Below are 20,517 nucleotides of genomic sequence, written 5' to 3' on the forward strand. Positions count from 1 at the left end.
CGCTCCTTTTCGCCGGGGCGGGGGGGGGGGGGGAGGGGCGGTGGCGCCCGCCCCCGCGCTCCCCCCCCCTGCGGGCCCCGCCCGGGGTGCGGGCGGTGCCCCCGCCGCGCGGGGGGGGGCCCACACCTGGGGGGAGCCGCGGTCGCTCGCAGTCCTCCGCCCGTACGCAGACCGGAGGCGGGGGCGGGGACCGGGGCTCTGTCTGACCGGCCCGGCGGCCCGGCCAACGGTCAGCTTGCCGTAGGGACCGGTCGCGGTCTCCTCGTTCGTGCTGATGTCCACCCGGAGGGAGCGCGTGGCCGGGCAGCCGTGGGGGATGTGGACGGTGCAACGGGACAGCAAAGCGCGGGCCCGGCCGGGATCCTCACGGCCGGGCCAGACCTACCGTCAGCGGACCGCGACCACGTCCCCGACCGGCGCTCCGTGGGAGTACGGGGGCCTCGACATCTCGACGACCCGCGCTCCCGCCTCCTCCAGCCTCCGGATGGTCGCCGCGGCCATCGCGTCGTCCAGGGAGAACACGAAGGGGCCGGGGACGAGCACGGTGTCGCAGACGCCCGTCTCGACGGCGCGGGTCAGCGCGGCCAGCGCCGCCAGGGGTTCGGTCGACCGTCGGCCGTTGTCCATGAACAGCGTCGCCTCGCCCAGCCCGGAATCGACGGAATAGCGCTGCAGGAGCTGCCAGTAGTCGAGCATCAGCACCGCGTCGCACGGGTAGCACCGGAGATAGATGGCGGTGGGCCGGCTCACAACGGGCCGAATTCTCGTGGCCATGACTCTCTCCCTCGGGCGGCACCCGGTCATCTCGGGCGAAATCTCTGCTTCCAGCAAAGCCCGCACGAGCGAGCCGGTCCAGTACTCCGGCCACCCAAGTTCACGCCGGTTCGCCGAACCGTAGGTACCCCCCTCCGTAGTCGTGAGTAGTCCCCCGGGGCGATGGCTCGCCGCAGGCGAGAGCGGACTCGGCCGCCCTGCTCGCCGAGTTCCCCGGAGCGGGCGAATCCGGCCCGTTTCCGTCCCGGATTCCGGGGCCCGAAACCGGGGTCGACGAATTCCGGGAGCGCCGGGCACTTCCCGGCCGAGAGCCCTGTCGAATCGGGCGGAAATCGGCGGGCCGATCTCGGCCGCCCGCACTCGGCCACCCGCTCCCTGCGGCCCGCAGTCGACGCGCGAACCGGCGAGGAGACCGGATCGCCGTCCCCGATTCCGACGGGTCGTGAGGACCTCCGGCGGACTCCGCGTGCCGGTTTCACGGGCCGGAACTCCGCACGGCGTCGCTCACCCGTCCGGCAAGCCGAGCCTCGGCTGCCGGACTTGACGACGACATCGAACCGGCGGTGTCATAGCTCTCGGCCGTCCGATCATGTTCGTTCCTGATCTTTCGCGTTCGATTGGCCTGCTCGGCCGTCCGTCGCCGCATGCCCCGAAGGCCGTCCCGGCCGCCGGGTAACGATCCCGCAACGCAGCGGGACGCCGGTGGCGGTCCCGACTCCACCTGTCCGAGTCCCCTGGTTCCGAGGAGTGTGCTGTGCCGTCCCACCGTGTCGTCGACGCCCGAGGCAGCGTGACGCACCGCGGCGCGGCGCCCGGCACCGTGCGGACGGCCGCGGCCCGGCCGCGCCGCCGTCGCCGCCCACGGCCGGAACGGGCACGGCCGGAACGGGCACGGCCGCGCGCCCAAGGGGCTCCGGTCCCTCCACGGCGCATCGGTGCTCCGACCATCAGGGCCGGTCCCTGATCCGGCCGCCCCACGATCCGCCGAATGCCCGAACCCTCCTCAAGGATCACCATGCCCCAGCCGCCGCACCCGGCCGACGACGCTCCCGAGTCCACCCCCCGCCGCGGGGCGGCCGACGAGCCCGGCCAGTCCCCGTCCGGTTCCGACACCGATTCCGACGCCGTCCTGATCGCCCGTCTGCGGACCGGGGACGACAGCGTCGTGGGGACTCTCTTCGAGCGCCACCACCGTGTCGCGCTCGGCTACGCGCGCTCGCTCGGCGGCATGGACCACCGCTCCGAGGACCTCGCGAGCGAGGCCTTCGTCCGCACGCTGGCCGCCGTGCGGGCGGGCAACGGGCCGACGGACAACTGGCGTCCCTACCTGCTCACCGTCGTCCGCAACACCGCGGCGGCGTGGGCGACGAGCGACCGGCGCTCCTTCCCCACCGACGACGTCCAGGACTGGGCGGACGAGACCGACCACGCCCCCTCCCCCGACCAGATCGTCGCAGCGTCCACCGAACACGAGCTGATCGTCGCGGCGTACCGCTCCCTCCCGGAGCGGTGGCGGTCCGTGCTCTGGCACTCGGTGGTCGAGCGACGCCCGGCGGACGAAGTGGCGTCGCTGCTCGGCCTCTCGGCGAGCGGGCTCTCCTCACTCGCCGCACGAGCCCGGGAGGGCCTGCGCACCGCCTATCTCACGGCGCACCTGTCCACGGCGCAGTCGGCGGAGTGCCAGGTCTACGCGAGCCAGCTCACCGCACGTGTCCGCGGAACCTCGCAACGGAGGTCCAAAGCCCTGACGCGGCACCTCGACGAGTGCCCGTCCTGCCGGCGCTGCGACGAGGAACTCCAGGACGTCAACCGACGATTGCGTCTCGCCGCGGTGGCGTTCGTCGGACCGTGGTCCGGCGGCGAGGCGTCCGTGTCCGCGCTCTCACCACAGGCCTGGTCCGGTCACCCGCCCGCCCCGCAGCCGCCGCACACGCCGCCCGCAGTTCCGCGCACGGGCCCCGCCAAGGCGGTGGCGGGCGCCCTGACGGCCGGCGCCACCGTCGTCGCGGCGATCGCGTTGACGCCGTACCTCTCATCGCCGCATGCGGAGCAGCCCGTCGATGCGCGGCCGCCGGTCCCGCTCTCCACTCCGGCGGCCGGTGATCCGAACCGCCCCGTCGTCCCCGCGGACGCGGCTGTCCCCGCCCTCGCGGCCGTCCCGGTCCTCCCGGTGGCCTCGTCGCCGACCGCTTCGACGGCCCCCGACCGGGCGACGCGCGCATCGGGCGCTCCCGCGTCCCCCGCCACGACGGCGTCGCCGGGCCCCACCCCGCGGACCGGGTCCCCGTCCTCGGCGGCCGCACCTCCGGGAAGCGTGGCCGCGATCGGGCGGGGAGGAGGGCTGTCGGCCGGTGTGTACTCGGCCTCCACGCCGGCCGCCACGCTTCCCGGGGACCGTCGCGTCCGGCTGCGCCTCGCCGGGACGGGGAACTGCGGCGAGGTCGAGGACCGCGAATCGACGGCCGGCCTTCCCTACCTGGCGCCGTGCACGGCGTCGGACGATCAGCTGTGGATCGTGCGCGCCGACCGGTCCGGCGGCGCCCGGCTCGTCAGCGCCGCGAACAGCGCCTGCCTGGAATCGGCCGGGACCGCCGGGGCCGTCGTCTCGCAGCAGCCCTGCGGCGACAACGCCCGCCAGTCGTGGCAGGTCGTCGACCTCACGGGCGGGGAGAGCGCCCTTCGCCATCGCACCTCCGGGCTGGTCCTCTCCTCGCAGGGCACCGGGCAGGTGGACGAGACCCTGCGGCTGCGATCCGCCGACTGCGACTCGGACCCGGTGTGCCGGCCGAGCGCCGCCTTCCGGCTGTGAACGCCGGCGCGAGGCCGATGTCACCAAGGACCTTCGTGTCATCTCCCCCCAGGGCGCTCTCCGACGCGGAACCCGCCGGGATCCCGCCCTCCTCCGCCCGGCGGGCGGTGGCCCGGGATCGGGCGCTCCGGTACGGCGACGTGGTGCTGGCCTACGCCTCAGACCTCTGCGCGACTCCGCGGGCCGCGCACACCCTGGCGACCGACGTCCTCGACCGGGCGGTCGACGACGCACACCGGGAGCAGGACCGGAGCTCGTCCTGGATCTGCCTCCTGCTCGGCGAGGCACGGCTGCTCGCCGCCGACTGGGCCGACACCGGGCGAAGTGACGACCTGTCACCGGACTTCCGGGCGTGGCTGTCCGTCCGCAGGACACCGCACCGGAGTCACCGCGAAGCCGTCGCCGCCGCCGAGGAGGAGAGTCCGTTGCAGGGCGCGCTGGCACAGCTCACGGACCTCCCGGCCGCGGAGCTGTGGCGGGCGCTCGCCCCGGCCGCCGGACCCGAGCGGACACCGGCGGCATCACCGGACCCCTCCGAGCAGGCCCGCAGGATCCTCGCCGACGCGTACATCCGCGTCCACGCCGTCGGCGCGCCCGAGCGCCGGTGCCGGCATCTGGCCGCCCTGATCGCGGAAGTGGCCGGCACCGACACCGCACCGTCGATGGGGACCGCCGCCCACCTCGCGCAGTGCAGCCGCTGCCGCGGGGCGCTGGCCGATCTGCGGGCAATCCACCGTTGGGAGAGCGACCACCTGCGAAACGGCCTGCTGGCGGCCTTCCGGCCCGCTGCCGACGCGCGGCCGGAGCCCGTGCCTGTCGCCGTTTCCGCCACCTCGCCTGACCTCGCACCAGACCTCCCGCCCGACCTCCAGAAGCCGGCGCCTTCTCCGGAGCCGAGCGAGATCGACATCGGCCGTGCCCACCGTCGTGCCGGCAGGCCGTCCCGGCACACGGCCCTCCGCCGCCGGATCGCCGTCGGCGCCGCCGGTGTGGGAACGGTCGCGCTGACGCTCGGGCTGGCGATGGCCGACACCCGGGCAGGTCACGTCACCGGGCCGCCGACGGCCGACCGGACTCCGGCCGCCGCCGACGACCTCGCACCGGGGCCGACGGTGACGAAGGTCGAACCGCTTCCACCCGCGCCCGAATCACCGCCGGCCACACGGACGCCGAGCCCGCGCAGGACCAGGACCGGGTCCGCGTCACCCACCGCGAACACCGGCGCGTCCGCCGGCCCGCCAGCCGGCCCGTCGCCGTCCGCGACCACCGCACCGGCCCTGCCGAGCGGTCTCGACACGCCCGGTCCGCCGAGCACGCCGTCCGCCCAGCCCTCCTCCGCCGCGCCGTCCGTCGCGCCCTCGACGACGCCCTCCGCCCCGCCCGCCGCACCGCCGTCCCCCTCGCCCTCGGCGACGGAGTCCTCACCGGTGCGCTCGCTCCGGCGGGGCGACAGCGGGCCCGAGGTGGTCCGGCTGCAGAAGCTGCTGGTGAAGGCCGGATGCGCACCCGGCGATTCGGCGTTCGAGCGCGGCCGATTCGACCCCGCCACCGAGCGGGTCCTCGCCACCTTCCAGCAGGCCGCCGGCATCCGGGGCGACGAACGCGCGCACACGATGTACGGCGCCCGGACCAGAGCGGCCCTCGAACAGTCGGCGGCAGGGCCGCGGTGCCGGTCCGGGCAGGCGCCGCAGAACGGTTGACGCGACGTCAGCTCCGGGTGCGCCGGCCGCCGTCGACGACCGTTCCGGGGCTACGGGGTAACGGGGCTACGGGGTACCGGGGCTACGGGGTACCGGGACGATCGGCCGAAGGCACCGGCCGGCGATGTCGGAGCACGACCGCCCGACACCACGGAGTCCCTGGCGGGCCGGCGTCACCCGGCGGGGACGTCCTTGGCCCAGTTCTGCCGGACGTACTGCAGCGCCGTGTTCAGCTGGGCCTCCGAGGGGAAGGCCGGCGTGCCCTCGACCGTCGGCAGCTTCGAGGCGAGGGACTTGTCGAGGGTGCCGTTCTTCGCCATGTTCTCCATCAGCACGGGACGCGCGTAGTCGACGAGCCGCAGGTTCTGGCCCTCCGGGCTCGCCAGGTACTCCGCCCAGAGGCGGGCGGCGGCCGGATGCGGGGCGTCCTTGTTGATGGCCTGGGCGTAGTACTGCGAGAAGCTGCCGTCGAACGGGATGGCCACCCGCCAGTCGACGCCGGTCCCGGCGAGCTCCTCGGTGTGCGAGAGGTTGAGGAAGTCCCACTCGATGCTGATGGGCGTCTCGCCGCGGGCGATCGCGGCCGGGTTGGGGTTGGCCCGGTTGTAGTTGCCCGCGGCATCGAGCCTGGCGAAGAAGTCGACACCCGGGGCGATGTCGTCGAACGAGCCCCCGTTCGCGAGGGCCGCCGCGAACACCCCGGCGAAGGCCGACCCGGCTGTGGTGGGGTTGCCGTTCAACGCGACCATGCCCTTGTACTCGGGCTTGAGCAGATCGGCGAACGACGCCGGGCAGGTCCGGACCCGGTTCGCGTCGCAACCGATCGCCACGTAGCCGCCGTAGCTGTTGTACCAGCGGCCGGCGGCGTCCTTCTGCTCGGCCGGGATCCGGCCGAACGCCTCGGGCTTGTACGTGGCCAGCAGACCCTCCCTCGCCGCGGACTGGGCGAAGGTGTCGCCGAGGTCGAGCACGTCGGGCGCACGGTCCTGGCCCCGGTAGCGCTTGATGTCCTCGATCTCCTCCTGGCTGGAGCCGAAGGGGTTGTCGACGACGACCTCGATCCCGTACTTCGCGGTGAAGCCGTCGATCAGGCCGCCGTAGTTCGCCCAGTGCCGCAGCAGTGTGGTGGCGTTGAGCCTGCCCTCCGCCCGGGCCGCCCCGACCAGTGCGTCCATCCCGCCCGCGTCCCGGGCCGAGACGGACAGGCCCGGCTCCACCGGTGCCCGGTCGCCGTCCCCGCCGCAGCCGGCGAGGCCGAGCGCCGCCAGGCAGCCGCAGACGGCGAGCACGTGAACGCGGCGGGGTACTCGGGCCACGACGCCTCCTCGGGGGTTCAGCGGTGACGCGATGTGCGCGCTTTCGAGCCTACTCGGACGCCCCGGGCTCCTCCGCCCCGTCCGGCACGGGCGGAGGAGCCCGAGGTCGTCACGCTCCGTCACGGTCAGATCGCCAGGTCGTCCCACTGGCCGAGCAGGTCGTCCTCCGAGAGCTCCTCGGCCGGCCCACCGCCGGTCAGCGACTGGGAGGTCCAGATGGTCTTGCCCCTCGGCGAGTAGCGGGTGCCCCAGCGCTCGGCGTAGCGGGCGACGAGGAACAGACCGCGTCCGCCCTCGTCGGTGTCCGCCGCCCGGCGGATGTGCGGCGCGGTGCTGCTCCCGTCGGAGACCTCGCAGACCAGGGTCTCGGTGAGGAGCAGCCGGACGTGGATGGGCTCCGCGCCGTACCGCACGGCGTTGGTGATCAGTTCGCTGAGGATGAGCTCGGTGCCGAAGCCGATGTGCTCCAGGCCCCAGTCGGCCAGTCGGCGGGCACAGGCCCTGCGCACCGGGCCCACGGCCTCGGGATCGCTCGGTACGTCCCATTCGGCGACGCGGTCCCGGGCCAGGAGCCGGGTCCGCGCCACCACGAGGGCGACGTCGTCGACGGGCCGTGCGAGCAGCATCGACTCGATCACGCTGTCGCAGGTCTCCTCCGGAGGGCGGACCGGCCCGCCGAGCACGTCGTCCAGCGCGCTCATGGCGGCGTCCACGTCACGGTCCCGGGCCGCGAGCAGGCCGTCGGTGTAGAGGACCAGTCGGGAGCCCTCGGGCACGGCCAGTTCGACGGCCTCGACGGGCATGCCGGCGCCGAGGCCCAGCGGAGGGGAGACGGGCGGGCGCACGAACTCGACGGTGCCGTCGGGGTGGGCCACCGCCATCGGGAGGTGGCCGGCGGTGGCGGCGCTGACCCGCCCGCCGACCGCGTCGTAGACGGCGTAGAAGCAGGTGGCTCCCGTCATCACCTGGGAGCTGTCGGGGCCGTCGCCCTCCTCGCCGTCGATGCGGGCCACCAAGTCGTCCAGGTGGCCGAGCAGTTCGTCCGGCGGGAGGTCCAGGGCCGAGAAGTTGTGGACGGCGATGCGGAGCCGGCCCATGGTGACGGCGGCGTGCAGCCCGTGGCCGACCACGTCGCCGACCACCAGGGCGACCCTGGCGCCCGGCAGGGGGATCACGTCGAACCAGTCGCCCCCCACGCCCGCCTGCGCGGGCAGGTACCGGTGGGCCACGTCCAGGGCCTCCTGGTCCGGCAGTTCCCGGGGCATCAGGCTGCGCTGGAGGGTCGCCGCCATCGTGTGCTCGCGGCTGTAGCGCCGGGCGTTGTCGATGCAGACGGCGGCCCGCCCGCCGACCTCCCGGGCGAAGGCGAGGTCCTCGTCGTCGAACGGCGGGGAGTTCTGCGTGCGCCAGAAGTTCACCAGCCCCAGCGTCACGCCGCGGGCCTGGAGCGGGACCACCATCAGCGAGTGGATCCCGTAGTCGAGGATCTGCCGGGCGCGTTCGAGGTCCTGGGTCCGCCAGCCCGTGGTGGCCACCAGGTCGGGCTCGATGACGGCCCGGCCGTCACGCACGCTCGCCGCCATGGGTGTGCCCGGCGCGAAGTCGATCAGCCGCCCGACGGGGTAGAGCGGGTGGTCCTCCGCGAGTCCGGCGACGGCGCTGCGGCGCAGCTCGGTGGTGGCCCCGTCCGGGGCGTCGCCGTGCAGCACCGGGTCCTGCAGCTCGACGGTGGCGATGTCGGCGAAGCCCGGGACGGCCGCCTCCGCCAGCTCCTCGGCGGTCCGCACCACGTCGAGCGTCGAACCGATCCGCATCCCGGCGTCGTAGAGGAGTCTCAACCGCTCCCTGGCCAGCTCCGCCCTCCCCGCCAGCACGCGCAGCTCCGTGGTGTCACGCAGGGTGACCACGCTGGTGCCGTGCACTCCGGTGGGTGTGGTGGGCCGCTTGTTGAGGGACAGCAGACGGTCCGCCGCCCGGTGGACCTCGTCGTCGGCGGTCCGGTCCGAGGTGAGGAGCTCGGCGGTGTCGGTGTCGAGCCCGAGGGTGTCGACGCGGCGCCCCTCGGCGTCGGCGGGGAGGTCGAGGAGGCGGCGGGCCTCGTCGTTGGCCAGGAGCAGGCGGCCGCTGTCGTCGGTGATCAGGACGCCCTCGCGCACCGAGTGCAGGACGGCGTCGTGGTGTTCGTACATCCGGGTCATCGCGGCCGGGCCCAGGCCCCGCGTCTGGCGTCGCAGCCGCCGGCTCACCAGGGCGGCGCAGCCGGCCGCGAGGGCGGCGGCGGCCGTCGCCCCGATCAGGAGGACGGGCAGCTGACGGTCCACCGAGTTCTGTACGGACTCGACCGTGACGGGGGCGGAGACGATGGCCACCACGTTGCCGGCCGCGTCCTTGACGGGGACGGCCGACACCACCGAGCGGCCCAGCGCACCGTCGAAGGTGCTGGTGAAGGCCCTGCCCTCGGCGGCCTCCGCGTAGGGGCCGATGACGTGCTTGCCGAGCTGCGAGGTGTCGCTGTGCGTGAGGGTGGTGCCGTCGAGCCGGTACACGATGAGCGCGTCGATGCCGGCGGCCGTCCGGGCCTCCTCGGCCAGTGGCTGGAGCGTCGCGGTGGGGGTGTCGCCCTGCAGGGCTTCCAGGAGCCCCGGCGCGTGGGCGAAGGACTGGGCGGCGGCGAGGGTGCGGTGCCGGGCGTCGGTCAGGGTGGCGCGCTGTTGCTGCACCACGAGGGCCGCCACGGCGGCGGCGACCAGGAGCACCACCATCACGAGCTGGAGGAGGAAGACCTCCCGGGCGAAGCTGCGGTCGGCCGCCCTGCCCGGCAGCGGGGGCTCCGGAGCGGGATCGCCCCGTGCCTCGCCGCCGTCCTCCGCGCGCCGCCCGCGGGCGGCGGTCCCGGGCTCACCGGCTCCGCCGCCGGTACGGGCGCCGGCCGGGCGGCTCCCGTGGCTACCGCCCACACGAGGGTTCATAGTCACCATTTATCCTGCTTTGTCACTGCGCTGGCAAGGAGCAGCGGACGGGAGCCCCGAAACAGGCCCGGGGGTCGCGCTGTCCTTCGCCTTCACAACCCTCCGTGACGGATGTCCGTCTCGGCTCGCCGTCTCGGCACGACTGTTCGCGGCCCGGCGGCGGAGCCGGGCGACCGACGGAGGGCTCACACGGGTGCGGGTGCGCCCGACGCCCGTCCACGGGCGGCCGCACGCCTGCGGCGCCTGACCAGCAGGACGGTGAACCCCGCGGTGAGGGAGGTCAGGAGTCCGGCGAGGATCCACGGCACTTCGAGGAAGTCGTCGGATCCGGTGGCACCGACCCCGTTCGCCGTCGCCGTGACCGTGACGTCGCCCCAGCCCGTGGGCGCCCCCGGCCAGGACTCCGTCACCTGCACCTTCTCGCCGGGGAACAGTTCGGCCGGCACGTTCGTCAGCTGCCTGGTCGTGGGCACCCCGGCGAACACTCCCCCGACGTGGAGGGAGGCCCGGGGGGCGAGCTTCACGTTCCCGGTGTTGTGCAGCGTGTAGGACACGGTGGTGCTGCTGTCGCCGGTCCACGGGATGCGCGGGTTCTCCGCGGTGAGACGCAGGTCCTCGACCGCCAGTGCCGGCATCTGCGGTCCTTCGACGCGCAGGTAGATCCGTGCTCCGACGCCGCGCCGGACACCGATGTAGGAGCCGGCGCCCGGCTGCACCCGGTCGTCGACGGCCACGAGGGCACCGACGTGGTCACCGGGCGAGGCGCTACCGGGAACGGTCAGGGTGAAGCCGACCGTCACCGCAGAGTGGGCCGGCACCGTCACGACGTCCTTCTCGGGTTGCCCCCAGGTGCCGACGTCGCGCTGGGTCTCCTCGCGGCCGCGCACCGCCAGGCCGCCGTCGCGCGGCGTGTTGTAGGCGTCGGCGACGTGGAGGCGCAGGGTCAGCGGGCCGGCCGTGGTGTTGGTGAGGACGGCGCGATCGGCGAACGTCGTACCGGGACGCGCCGAGAGCTCGAAGGCCGTGCGCGGCGTGATCTCGGAGTCGGCCGGCTCGACCGACCACTCGCCGTTGTCCGCGGCCCGCGCCTGGAGAGGGGACAGCGCCGTCAGGACGGCGAGGAGGAGGGTGACGACGGGTGCTCTGCGCATGGCTCGTCAGCTATCGTGAGCACCGCGTGCCGGACGCCGGGGCTTCCGGCACGCGGAGCGCGATCAGAGGAGGGTGAGGGTCAGCGTTCCGGCGTAGTCACCGACGGGGGTGAACTTCGGAACGTCCAGGGAGACGGTGGCACCGGCGGTGAACTCTCCACCGGTCAGGGCGCCGTCGGGGGCGGACGCCAGCGTCGCACCGTCCGTGCCGATGACTCCGGGGCTGCCGGCCTGGCAGGTGCTCGGGCTCTCGGCCTTGGTGGCACAGGTCGGGGTCCAGCTCAGTCGTGCGGCCTCGATCCGGCCGCGCGGCCCGGTGAAGTCGGTGACCTTGCCGGTGAGCGACCAGCCCGCCGCGCCGCCGCGGAAGTCCTTGACGATCGCCGGGTTCAGGGTGCCGGTCGACGCGCCGCCCGCTCCGAAGGCGACCGGGGGGAGCCGGACGGCGTCGGTCGCGGCCGTCATGGTGAGCACGCCGGCACTGACCGAGGTGCTGATCTGCTGGTCCACCTTGCCGGGGGTGCCACCGCCGGGCGGGTTCGTCGGGTCGGTCGGGTCCGTCGGGCCGGTCGGGTCCGTCGGTGCGCCGACCTTGGCGACCTTCCAGGACTGGCCTGCACCGGTGCCGCAGTCCGTCTGGACCAGATGGGCGCCGGCCTGCGTGGATCCGTCCTTGCTGTCGAGGCACTTGTTGCTGTGCTTCGCGACGATGCGGACGTGGCCGTCGGCGAGGCTCTCGAAGCGCCAGCGCTGGTTGTCACCGGAGCCGCAGTCGTACTGCTTGACCTCGGCCCCGTTCGCGACCGACTTGTCCGAGACGTCGAGACACTTGCCGCTGTGCTGGGCGAGCACCCGGACGTAGCCGTTGCTGTTGTCGGTGAAGCGCCACTGGCTGTTCAGTCCGCTGTCGCAGGCACCCTGGACCACCACCACGCCGTTGTCGGAGACACTGCCCGGAACGGTCGCACACTGCCCGCTGCCCTTGTTGGCCATGGTGTTGAGCGGGTCACCGCCCACGCCGCGGATCCGGCCCGTCGCCGTGTCGATCGAGACGTCGGTGTACCACGGGAGGGTCATCGTCGTGGGGTCCGGGAACTCCAGCGGAAGCCACACGTAGGTGGAGTCGTTGACCCGCTTCGGGTCGGACCACACGCCCGCCCAGCGGTCGCCCATGTAGAGGTAGGACGTGGTCTCGCTGCCCTCCACCGGCAGCACGAACGTGGTCTGCGAGTGGTGGCCGTTGCTGTTGCCGACGTCCCTCATCGGCGTCCACGGCCCGGTGGGGCTCGGAGCGGTGGCGTACTTCTGCTGGTTGGGGTCCCAGTAGCTGGTCCCGGAGGTGAGCATGAAGTACACGCCACCGCGCCGGAACAGGGCGGGGGACTCCCGGTGGGCTCCCGGCCAGGGGTTCGCCACCAGGTCCTTCACCCGGGTGTAGTCGTCGGTGAGCTCGTAGATGTGCAGGTCGGCGTTGTTGTTCGCGGAGGAGATCATGTACGCCTTGCCCGCGGCCCGGTCCTCGAACACGGTGATGTCACGCGACATGTGCTCGGCGCCCGACGCGTCCTTCGGTCGGAACGACCCCTTCCACTCGTACTGGCCGTCCACCGTGGACGAAACCGCCACCGCCGCCCGGGCCTCGGCGTAGGAGTCGTCGTTCTCCTTGTGCATCCACATCACGAACTGGCCGGTCTTCTCGTTGTAGAGGACCTTCGGCCGCTCGATCAGCGCCGTGGCCAGCTCCGGGGAGGACTCCTGGGTGAGCACGTGCCCCCGGGGCTCCCACGCCTTCAGGTCCTTGGAACGGTAGGCCGACACGTAACGGAACTTGTTGTCCTCGCCGCGGTCCTCACCGAACCAGTAGTAGTACTCGCCCACTTTGATCACGCCGCCGCCGTGGGCCTGTACCCCCTCGCCTCCGGTGTCCGGGAACTGGGTCCCGGGAGAGGTGGTGACGGGCGCGGCCTGCGCGGCCGGTGCCCAGACCACGACTGACAGGAGCAGGCCAAGAAGGCCCGCGAAAACGGATCCCACTCTTCTCATGCAGGGTTCCTTGATGCCATCCGCTCGATGCCGCGCCCAGGTCCAGCCGGAGAAACCTCAATCCGAACCGAACAGCAAGCGACACTCTTACACGGAAATCAACATATTAGGGGGTAGCCTGACTCGCCTACGGGCAAGTGTCAACACAATCGCAACATGCAGGCCATCTCGTCGCATCATTGCGACCGAACTGCAATCACGATCGGACGGTCGGGCACTCCCCCTGGCCGCTGTGCTCTCACCCCGCTCTGCGCTTACCCCGCTGTGCGCTTCCCCCGGTGCACTCCCCCGCGGCGATCGATCACAACTGTTCGGTAACGGCGCAGGCCCGCCATGGGGAGTCGGCGCTCCTCCTTCATGATCCCGCCCTCCCGGTCGGCCCCACAGGACCCCCGGCGGAGCGGGACCGGAGCAACCGCGCACCGAAGGAGAGCCACCCCCATGTCGCCCTTCCGCCACTCGCCCCGGCCGGCGTACGACGCCGGGGCCCCCGAGGCCCCGATGCCGTCCGGGCCCCAGAGCCCCGCCCCGCGCACCGGAGCGGCCGTCCTCGTCCCGGCCTACGGGAACGGGGCGTCGTGACCGTCCACAGGACACCGGGCGAGCCGGGCGCCGTCGTCCTCGGCCGATGCGTGGCCCCGGACGGCCCGCCGGGTGGCCCAACGGGTGGCCGTCCCTCCGAGCCGGGCCCGGTGGCATCCGGGCTCAGGCTCGTCGTCACCGACCGGGCCGCCGCCCGGCAGAACGGGGACGAGCAGGACCAGCAGAACAACCGGTACGACCGGGACGACCGGGACGAGCAACGGCTTCGACTGCACATCGGCCCCGGCGGACGGTGCGGCCTGCGCTTCCCCCACCCGGCTCCACCACCCCCGTGCACCACCGGCGGGAGCATCGTGGGAGCAGCTGCGGACAGCTGCCTGCCCGCCGAGCACCGCCGTGCCCTGGTGGAGGTCGTCAACGCGGCACGGAGCCACGACTTCGTCCTGGCCGTCCGGCGGGTGGACAGCCTGCTCGTCACCGTGGCGGCGTCGTTCGGCCCCCGCCACCACTTCACCCTCACCGTGGCCCAGGTCCGCGCCGACCTGGCCTGGCTGTCCGGAGACGCCCGGTTCGCGGCAGAACTCTGGACGCTGATCGCCGGCGAGTGGGCGCGGCGCGAAGGTCCGGCGAGCCGGCCGGCCCGCTTCGGTGCACGTCAGGCGGCCGCCTCCTGGCGGGAGGTCCCCGATGCCGAGGCGGCCGCCGTCGGCGCCGCCCTCCTGGCAATGCTGCTGACCGTCGTCCCGGACCCGGAGTCCACCCCCGTCGTACGCGCGGTCCGCCACCGGATGAGCGTGATCGGCGACGGAGGCCCTCGAACCCCGGGCTCCGCCGACGCCACCGGGGGCCACGCCGCTCCGGCACAGCCCACCGCCGGGCGTCCGCCCCGGAACCCGCAACCGCGATGACCCACGAGGAAACCGCATGACGGGAAGACCCGGCCGGGCGGTCGGCGACGTGGTGGCCGGCCGTACGGCCTTACCGCTCGGCCCCTGCGGCAGGGTGACGCCCGGAAGGAATCCGGCCGTCACCCTGCCGCAGGCACCGCCCTCCCTCTCCCATCGCGGTCCTCCCCCCACTGCCGACCTTCGCCCACGGACCGCTGCCCACCAAGCCCACACAAGGGAGAACGATGAGAGAGCCGTCAACGTCCTGGAGCTCCTTCAGGCGCCGCGGCGACGTGCCGCCACCGGACGGGCCGGACGCCGGTTCCCCTCCGGGTGAGGACGGCCGCACCCCCTCCACCGAGGTCGCGCGGACGGCCGGTCTGTTTCAGAGCTTCCACGGAGAGGACCGGCCGGTTCCCGGAGCGCGAGTCGGCGCCGCGCCTTCCGAACCACGCCTCGCCGGTACGGGAGCCGTCGAGCCGGCGGCAGTGCACGACGCCTCGCAGAGACCGGCCGGACCGGCCCTCGCCTCCGTGCCCGAGACCTGCCGGCGGGAGATTCTGTGGGCCATGGTCCGGGCCGCCGGGCGACGACAGATCCCCGCCGCGGACACGGCCGCCACCGCGACCGCCACCGATCAGGTCGACCCCGACCACGCCTGGCGCGCCGGAGCCGCCGCCATCGCCGGCCGGACGTGCCGCTACGTCGCCGCTCTCCAGGCCTCCCCCGGCACCTGGCCGGACGGCCGGGTGCCCTCGGTCGAGCAGCTCGCCCCGTTCTGCGGTTCCTGTTCCTCCGAAGCCCCGACGGTGGAGATTCCGGTCGTCCGACCGGAGCAGGAGACCGCCGTCGTGATCCACCGCGGGGCCGTGGCTCCGCTCGCCGTGCGTTCCCTGTCCCCGGCGGCGGGCGGTTCCGTCGGCCCCACCGGCCCGCGGTGGCGTGCGCGCGGCGCCGTGTGGTGGACGCTGGCGCTCTCGGCGAGTGCGCTCATCGGGGGCACCGCGGCCCTGCTGCACGGGAACCCCGCCGACGGTTCGCCCCGGCCGAAGGCGACCGCCGCAGATGTCCCGCCGCCCGCCGCTCCGCAGTCGCCCCCGCCCGCGGTGGGCCGCGCCGAGGGGGCGGGCGAGACCACCTCGGCCACCCCGTCCGGCTCTCCGCCGTCCGAGAACGGACTACCGGCCTCGTCCCGACCGCCGGTTCCCGCCGTCCCCCGCCCCTCCTCCACCGCGCAGCTCCCGGCGCTCTCCGGCACGCCCACCGCCGGGGCCGGCTCCGCAGCCGGGCCGACTGCGAAAGGGCCGGCCGAAGCCCCGGCGGCGGTGCGGACCTCCCCCGCGCCGAACCCCACCGGGCCGCGCAGGCCGTCCGCGGATTCGCAGACCGTCCGGCCGACCGCCCCCGGTCCCGGAGCGTCGACCGAACCTCCCGTGATCGTCCGGCCGACCGCCCCCGCGCCCGGAGCGTCGACCGAACCCCCCGTGATCGTCCGACCGACCGCCCCCGCGCCCGGAGCGTCGACCGAACCCCCCGTGATCGTCCGACCGTCTCCCTCGCCGAGCCACCCCGCGACGCCCTCGACTCCGGGGTCCTCGTCCGACGACCCGGGATCCACAGCGGGCTGACGCCGGGCACGTCCATGCGTGTCGTCGTCCGCCGAACGGCCGGCCTCGTACGGGACTTCACGGTTGCCGCCGACCGCCCGTACCGGGCACGGGCAAGGCGGGGGGCGGGCCTCACTCGGGGCCCACCCCCCGCCGCGCACGTCACCCGTGCCGCGCCGCCCGGCGCCGCCGCAGGAGAACGAGGGCACCGGTTCCGGCGCCCAGCAGAGCGACCCCGGCTCCGGCGATCACCACCCCCTGGTCACCGCCGCCGGTCCGGGCCAGGCTCCGCTCCAGGGCGTCGGCCGCACTGGTCGCCCTGGCGACCGCCACCGGCTGGATCTTCAGTGGCGCGCTGGTCGGGGTGTCCATCGGGAAGGACAGGGGCACCGGCCCGTCGTCCTCGGTGGTGGCAGCGGTCGACGGCACCGCCGAGGTCGTGGGGCGGTTGGCGACGACCGAGGGTGCCGGGCTGGTGGGTGCCGGCGCAGCGGCACGCGTCGGGGTGGCCGTGGGCGTGGGGGACGCGGTGGGGGTGTTGGCCTGTGTCGGCGTGGCGGTGGGCGTGGGGGTGGGGGTGGGGGTGGGGGTGGGAACCGCGACGGGTGTGACGGTCGCCGACGGGGTCGGGGTGACCGCGGGCGCCGGGGTGGCCGTAGGCGTCGGAGTGACCGTGGGCGTCGGGGTCGGGGTCGCCGTCGGGGTGGCCGTGGCCGTGGGCGTCGGCACAACCGTGGGTGTCGGGGTCGGGGTCGCGGTCGGCGCCACCGTCGGAGTGGCCGTGGGTACCGGCGAGGCCGTGGGCGTCGGGGTCGCCGTGGGGACCGGCGAAGCCGTGCGTGTCGGGGTGGCCGTGGGCGTCGGCGAAGCCGTGCGCGTCGCGGTGGCCGTAGGCGTCGGCGAGGCGGTCCGCGTCGGGGTCGCGGTGGGGGTTGGGGCAGGAGGGGCCGGCTTCTTGATCCTGAAACCGGCGCAGCCCACCGCGCACGCGCAGCCGAAGCTGCCCTCGTCCACCGGCAGCCCGGTCCGGTCGTCCAGCCGCGCAGCGAAGGTGACCGGCGCGACACCGGCCTTGCCGGTCGGCGCCCCGGCCGAGAACGAGGTGCGCACCGTCAGGACGAGGGTCCGCCCCTTCCGCACCGCCAGGAGCGCGTCGTCGGAGACGCCGTCGCCCTCCTTGGCCCCGAGCACCACCAGGACGCTGCCGTCGGTTCCTTCGCCACCCGGGGCGAGCGAGCCGGGGAGCCAGTCGGTGCCTCCGGGAATCCGGTACTCGACCTTGAGGTCGGCCGCCCGGAGGTCGCCTGCCTCGTTCTTGAACTTCAGCAGGGCGAAGGCCACGAAGTCGTGGGCCGTCGGGTTGGTGACGGTGTACCGGAACTCCTTGGCCGCCCCGCCCACTTCGAAGTCCCGAGGGACCCCTGCCACCGACGGCTCCAGACCCCGCTCCAGCGGGACGTCGAGGTGCGGGGCCGGGGCCGACGGACCGGCCGACGCGGCACCGGGGGCGGCGCCTGCCACACCGACCGGGACGGTCGACAGGACGAGTGCGGTGGCACCCGCGAGGATCAGACTGCGGGGGGTGGACACGTGGTCACCTTCCGGCGAGGAGGAGTTCCGGCACCGTCTCGGTGCCTGCCGGTTAAGGAGGCGGGGCGGACCCGTCGGTCCCGCAGGTATGCGAATTCGTTACGGAGGCGGCTACGCCGACACCGGCGGGCGGGTTTCGGTGCCGTCGATCCTCTCCTCGACCCACGCCCGCAGGAGGCCGAGCGGGACGGCCGCGCTGTGACCGAGCTCCGTGAGGGCGTACTCCACGTGCAGGGGCACCGCCGGGTAGACGGTCCGGGTCAGCAGCGCCGCCTCCTCCAGGCGGCGCAGGGTCTGGGTGAGCACCTTGGGGCTGACGCCCTGCAGGCGCCGCTGGAGTTCGCCGAAGCGCCGGGGGCCGTCTTCGAGCGCACCGATGGCCAGGGCGGACCACTTGTTGGCCAGCAGGTCGAGCATCGCCCGGCACGGGCACTGGGCCGCGTAGACGTCGTGCCGGTCGTGCCGGCCCGTCGCGCACTCGATCATCCGTACCGCTCCTCACCTGCGGACTTCCCAGAAGGAAGTAGTAGTCCTTGCGGGTAACCATATGCCTCTGGATACCGTCGGGAGCATCGGGCGACGAGGCCGTCGGACGCCTCCCGCCACGTCTGACCGGGAGTCCACCATGTCCCTGAACACGATGCGCGCAGTGCTCCTGGACCGCTTCGGCGGCCCGGAGGTCCTGAAGGTCGAGCAGGTCCCTCGGCCCGTCCCCCTGCCGACGGAGGTCCTCGTCCGGGTGCACGCCGCCGGGATCAACCCGGTGGACTGGAAGACCCGCTCCGGCGGGGGGATGGCCGGCGTGCTGGGCGATCCCCCGTTCGTCCTCGGCTGGGACGTCTCCGGCGTGGTCGAGGAGGTGGGCTTCGGGGTGAGCACCCTCAAGCCCGGTGACGAGGTCTACGGGATGCCGTGGTTCCCCCGAGCGGCCGGCGGATACGCCGAGTTCGTCACGGCACCGGCGCGCCAGTTCGCCCGCAAGCCCGAGAGCCTCGACCACGTCCAGGCCGCAGCCGTCCCGCTGGCCGCCCTCACGGCCTGGCAGGCCCTGGTCGACACCGCGGGCGTCCGGTCCGGCCAGCACGTCCTGGTCCACGCCGCCGGTGGCGGGGTCGGACACTTCGCCGTCCAGATCGCCAGGCACCTGGGCGCCCACGTGACCGGCACCGCCCGCAGCGGCCGGCACGACTGGCTCACCGGGCTCGGGGCGGACCGGCTCGTCGACTACACCTCCGTCCGGTTCGAGGACGTGGTCGGCGACGTCGACGTCGTCCTCGACCTGATCGGCGACGACCACGACCGCACCAGCACCCGCTCCCTGGAGACGTTGCGCCCCGGCGGTCTGCTCGTTGCCGTCCCTTCCGGGGTCTCCGCCGGACTGCAGTCCGCCGCCTCCGCCCTGGGCGTGCGGGTCAGCGCCTTCCTGGTCGAGCCGGACGGCGCGGCCCTGGCCCTGCTCGCGCAGCTCATCGACGCCGGGGCCATCGCGGTCGAGGTCGAGGAGGTCTTCGCCCTGGAGGACGCCGCGAAGGCGCAGGCCCGCGGGGAGACCGGTCGCACCCGCGGAAAGCTCGTCCTCGACCTCACCTCCTGACCTCCTGAGCCCGGCCCTGCCTCCACATCCACACCCCCTTCCGGGTCGTCCCGACCCGCCGGTCCCTCCTGCGCCGACCGCCGGCCGTGCGGGGGCGGAGGCGGCAGCGGCACTGTTCGGCGGCGGTGTCAGCCGCCCGGGCCGTCGGCCGCGGGCGAGGTGGGCCTGCCCGTCTCGCCGGTGCTCGGGGCCGCCGAGCTGGGCCTGCCGGTCTCCGCGGCGGCCGGGGTCGGCGACGGCCCCGACTCCACGGGAGGTCCGCTCGCGCCGGCCGCCGCGGCATCGCCCGGTCGGCCCGCGGGTGGCTCGGGAGACGGCCGCCCGGCCTCGCCGGTGCCCGGGGCCGGCGACGGCCCGGCCGCCTCGGCACGCTCGGACGCCCTCCGCGAGACGGAGTCCCCGGGCGCGACGCGTTCCGTCGGCGGCGGGCCGCTCACGCCGGCGGCGGGCGCACCGGAGACCGGCGGGGACACCCGGACGGGGCTCGGCCTCGCCGTGACGGGGCCGGTCGTCGGCGTGGCGGGGCGCCCGCCCTTCGGCGTCGACGGCCATACGGACGGGAGAGTGCCGGCGGGATGGACGGCCGCGCCGGTGGGGGCCCCGGTCGTCGGCGTGACCGGCCGGGTCGACGCGCCCACCGTGTAGGTGACCTCCGGACGGACGCCCTCGCCCTCCGGGCCCTCGTACTGAACGGCGGCTGCGGTGCCGCCCACCAGGGCCGTGGCCGAGACCGCCACCGTCCACCACAGCCCCCGACGGGACCGCCCGCGACGCGCCGCAGCGTCGCGGACGGCCGGCGGGGGCTGTGGCGCGGCGCGGGCGGTGGCGGGCGCACGGTGGACGACGATCGTCGGTTCCCGGTCCACCGCCCGGGGCCCGAGCCACCCAAGGTCCGCCCGCTCGCTCTCCGTTCGGGAGGCGTCCGCCGAGTCGCCTGGCCGGGGCTGTTCGCCGCGGGGCAGGAAGGCGCTCCAGGACGATGCGGGCTCTCTCACTGTTCTCCTCAGTCTCCGGTCCGGACACGCGCCGGGCACGCGCCGGTCCGCGCGCAGGTCGCTTGAGTACGAGGAGTACGAGCCCTGGTCGTCCCGCGGGTTTATCGAACCGTTACGCATCCGGCACCGCTTCCCACGCCCGCACGCCGCCCGGGACCGACGGGCGGGAGCGAGGGGGCGGGGGCTTCCACGCGAGCGACGCGCCGCACGTTACAAGGTGGTCTCGACGCCGAAACGCCCTTGACGTGGATTCCGAAACAGAGGTGTCATATCCCCACCGCGTTTGAACCTGTTCGTTTCTGGTTAATTACGTTTGATTCATCCTCTACCGTGTGCGAGTCGAACCGAATAAGCCAAGGTCTCTCCACCTCGCGGTCCGCCGCCTTGGGCCCCCACCTACCTGCGCACCACCGCACCCGCTCCGCTTCCATCGGCGCGTGCGGTCTCGAAGGAGCTCCCGATGTTCCGTTCCACCAGCCGTACCGTCGCCGCGGCGGGTCTGCTGCTCGCTCTCGGTCTGACCACCGCGTGTTCGACCG

Annotated in this window: 13 protein-coding genes; 6 read left to right on the top strand and 7 right to left on the bottom strand. The window is 74.2% G+C overall.

Features of this window, described 5'->3' with window-relative positions; genetic code table 11:
* Nucleotides 1-387 precede the first annotated feature (387 nt).
* Nucleotides 388-774 (bottom strand): hypothetical protein, encoded by a 387-nt coding sequence (locus tag ACFWOG_RS28915; RefSeq protein ID WP_380361709.1) that lies wholly within the window; start codon nucleotides 772-774, stop codon nucleotides 388-390.
* A gap of 1,015 nt (nucleotides 775-1,789) precedes the next feature.
* Between ACFWOG_RS28915 and ACFWOG_RS28920 the strand changes: the two genes are divergently transcribed.
* Together ACFWOG_RS28920 and ACFWOG_RS28925 are read left to right on the top strand one after the other, a co-directional pair.
* Nucleotides 1,790-3,583, top strand: coding sequence for a sigma-70 family RNA polymerase sigma factor (locus tag ACFWOG_RS28920; RefSeq protein ID WP_380361711.1), 1,794 nt, complete (start codon nucleotides 1,790-1,792; stop codon nucleotides 3,581-3,583).
* A 35-nt stretch (nucleotides 3,584-3,618) separates the two neighbouring features.
* Nucleotides 3,619-5,283: a peptidoglycan-binding protein gene (locus ACFWOG_RS28925; RefSeq protein ID WP_380361713.1), complete on the top strand. Its 1,665-nt coding sequence runs from the start codon at nucleotides 3,619-3,621 to the stop codon at nucleotides 5,281-5,283.
* A gap of 173 nt (nucleotides 5,284-5,456) precedes the next feature.
* On the opposite strand, the gene ACFWOG_RS28930 is transcribed toward ACFWOG_RS28925, so the two are convergent.
* From ACFWOG_RS28930 to ACFWOG_RS28945, 4 genes are all read right to left on the bottom strand, one after another.
* Nucleotides 5,457-6,599: an ABC transporter substrate-binding protein gene (locus ACFWOG_RS28930; RefSeq protein ID WP_380361715.1), complete on the bottom strand. Its 1,143-nt coding sequence runs from the start codon at nucleotides 6,597-6,599 to the stop codon at nucleotides 5,457-5,459.
* Between the two features lie 125 nt (nucleotides 6,600-6,724).
* Nucleotides 6,725-9,577 (bottom strand): SpoIIE family protein phosphatase, encoded by a 2,853-nt coding sequence (locus ACFWOG_RS28935; protein ID WP_380361717.1) that lies wholly within the window; start codon nucleotides 9,575-9,577, stop codon nucleotides 6,725-6,727.
* Between the two features lie 176 nt (nucleotides 9,578-9,753).
* Entirely contained in the window at nucleotides 9,754-10,719 is a 966-nt protein-coding gene (locus ACFWOG_RS28940) for a DUF916 domain-containing protein (protein WP_380361719.1), read from the bottom strand.
* A 63-nt stretch (nucleotides 10,720-10,782) separates the two neighbouring features.
* A complete protein-coding gene (locus tag ACFWOG_RS28945; RefSeq protein ID WP_380361721.1) occupies nucleotides 10,783-12,762 on the bottom strand; it encodes an RICIN domain-containing protein in 1,980 nt (659 codons plus the stop codon).
* Nucleotides 12,763-13,203: 441 nt separating this feature from the next.
* Between ACFWOG_RS28945 and ACFWOG_RS28950 the strand changes: the two genes are divergently transcribed.
* From ACFWOG_RS28950 to ACFWOG_RS28960, 3 genes are all read left to right on the top strand, one after another.
* Nucleotides 13,204-13,344: a hypothetical protein gene (locus ACFWOG_RS28950; RefSeq protein WP_380361724.1), complete on the top strand. Its 141-nt coding sequence runs from the start codon at nucleotides 13,204-13,206 to the stop codon at nucleotides 13,342-13,344.
* Between the two features lie 110 nt (nucleotides 13,345-13,454).
* Complete coding sequence (locus tag ACFWOG_RS28955) at nucleotides 13,455-14,213, top strand: hypothetical protein (protein ID WP_380361726.1); 759 nt, start codon at nucleotides 13,455-13,457, stop codon at nucleotides 14,211-14,213.
* A 548-nt stretch (nucleotides 14,214-14,761) separates the two neighbouring features.
* A complete protein-coding gene (locus tag ACFWOG_RS28960) occupies nucleotides 14,762-15,820 on the top strand; it encodes a hypothetical protein (protein ID WP_380361728.1) in 1,059 nt (352 codons plus the stop codon).
* 141 nt (nucleotides 15,821-15,961) lie between these two features.
* Here the strand turns inward: ACFWOG_RS28960 and ACFWOG_RS28965 are convergent, their stop codons facing one another.
* Entirely contained in the window at nucleotides 15,962-17,389 is a 1,428-nt protein-coding gene (locus tag ACFWOG_RS28965) for a hypothetical protein (protein WP_380361731.1), read from the bottom strand.
* A 111-nt stretch (nucleotides 17,390-17,500) separates the two neighbouring features.
* Nucleotides 17,501-17,875, bottom strand: coding sequence for a winged helix-turn-helix transcriptional regulator (locus ACFWOG_RS28970; RefSeq protein ID WP_380361733.1), 375 nt, complete (start codon nucleotides 17,873-17,875; stop codon nucleotides 17,501-17,503).
* Nucleotides 17,876-18,014: 139 nt separating this feature from the next.
* Here ACFWOG_RS28970 and ACFWOG_RS28975 point away from each other — a divergent pair, with 139 nt between their 5' ends.
* Entirely contained in the window at nucleotides 18,015-18,983 is a 969-nt protein-coding gene (locus tag ACFWOG_RS28975) for an NADP-dependent oxidoreductase (protein WP_380361735.1), read from the top strand.
* Nucleotides 18,984-20,517 lie beyond the last annotated feature (1,534 nt).

The sequence above is a fragment of the Kitasatospora sp. NPDC058406 genome (assembly GCF_042722765.1).
In the GTDB taxonomy this organism is placed as follows: Bacteria; Actinomycetota; Actinomycetes; order Streptomycetales; family Streptomycetaceae; genus Kitasatospora.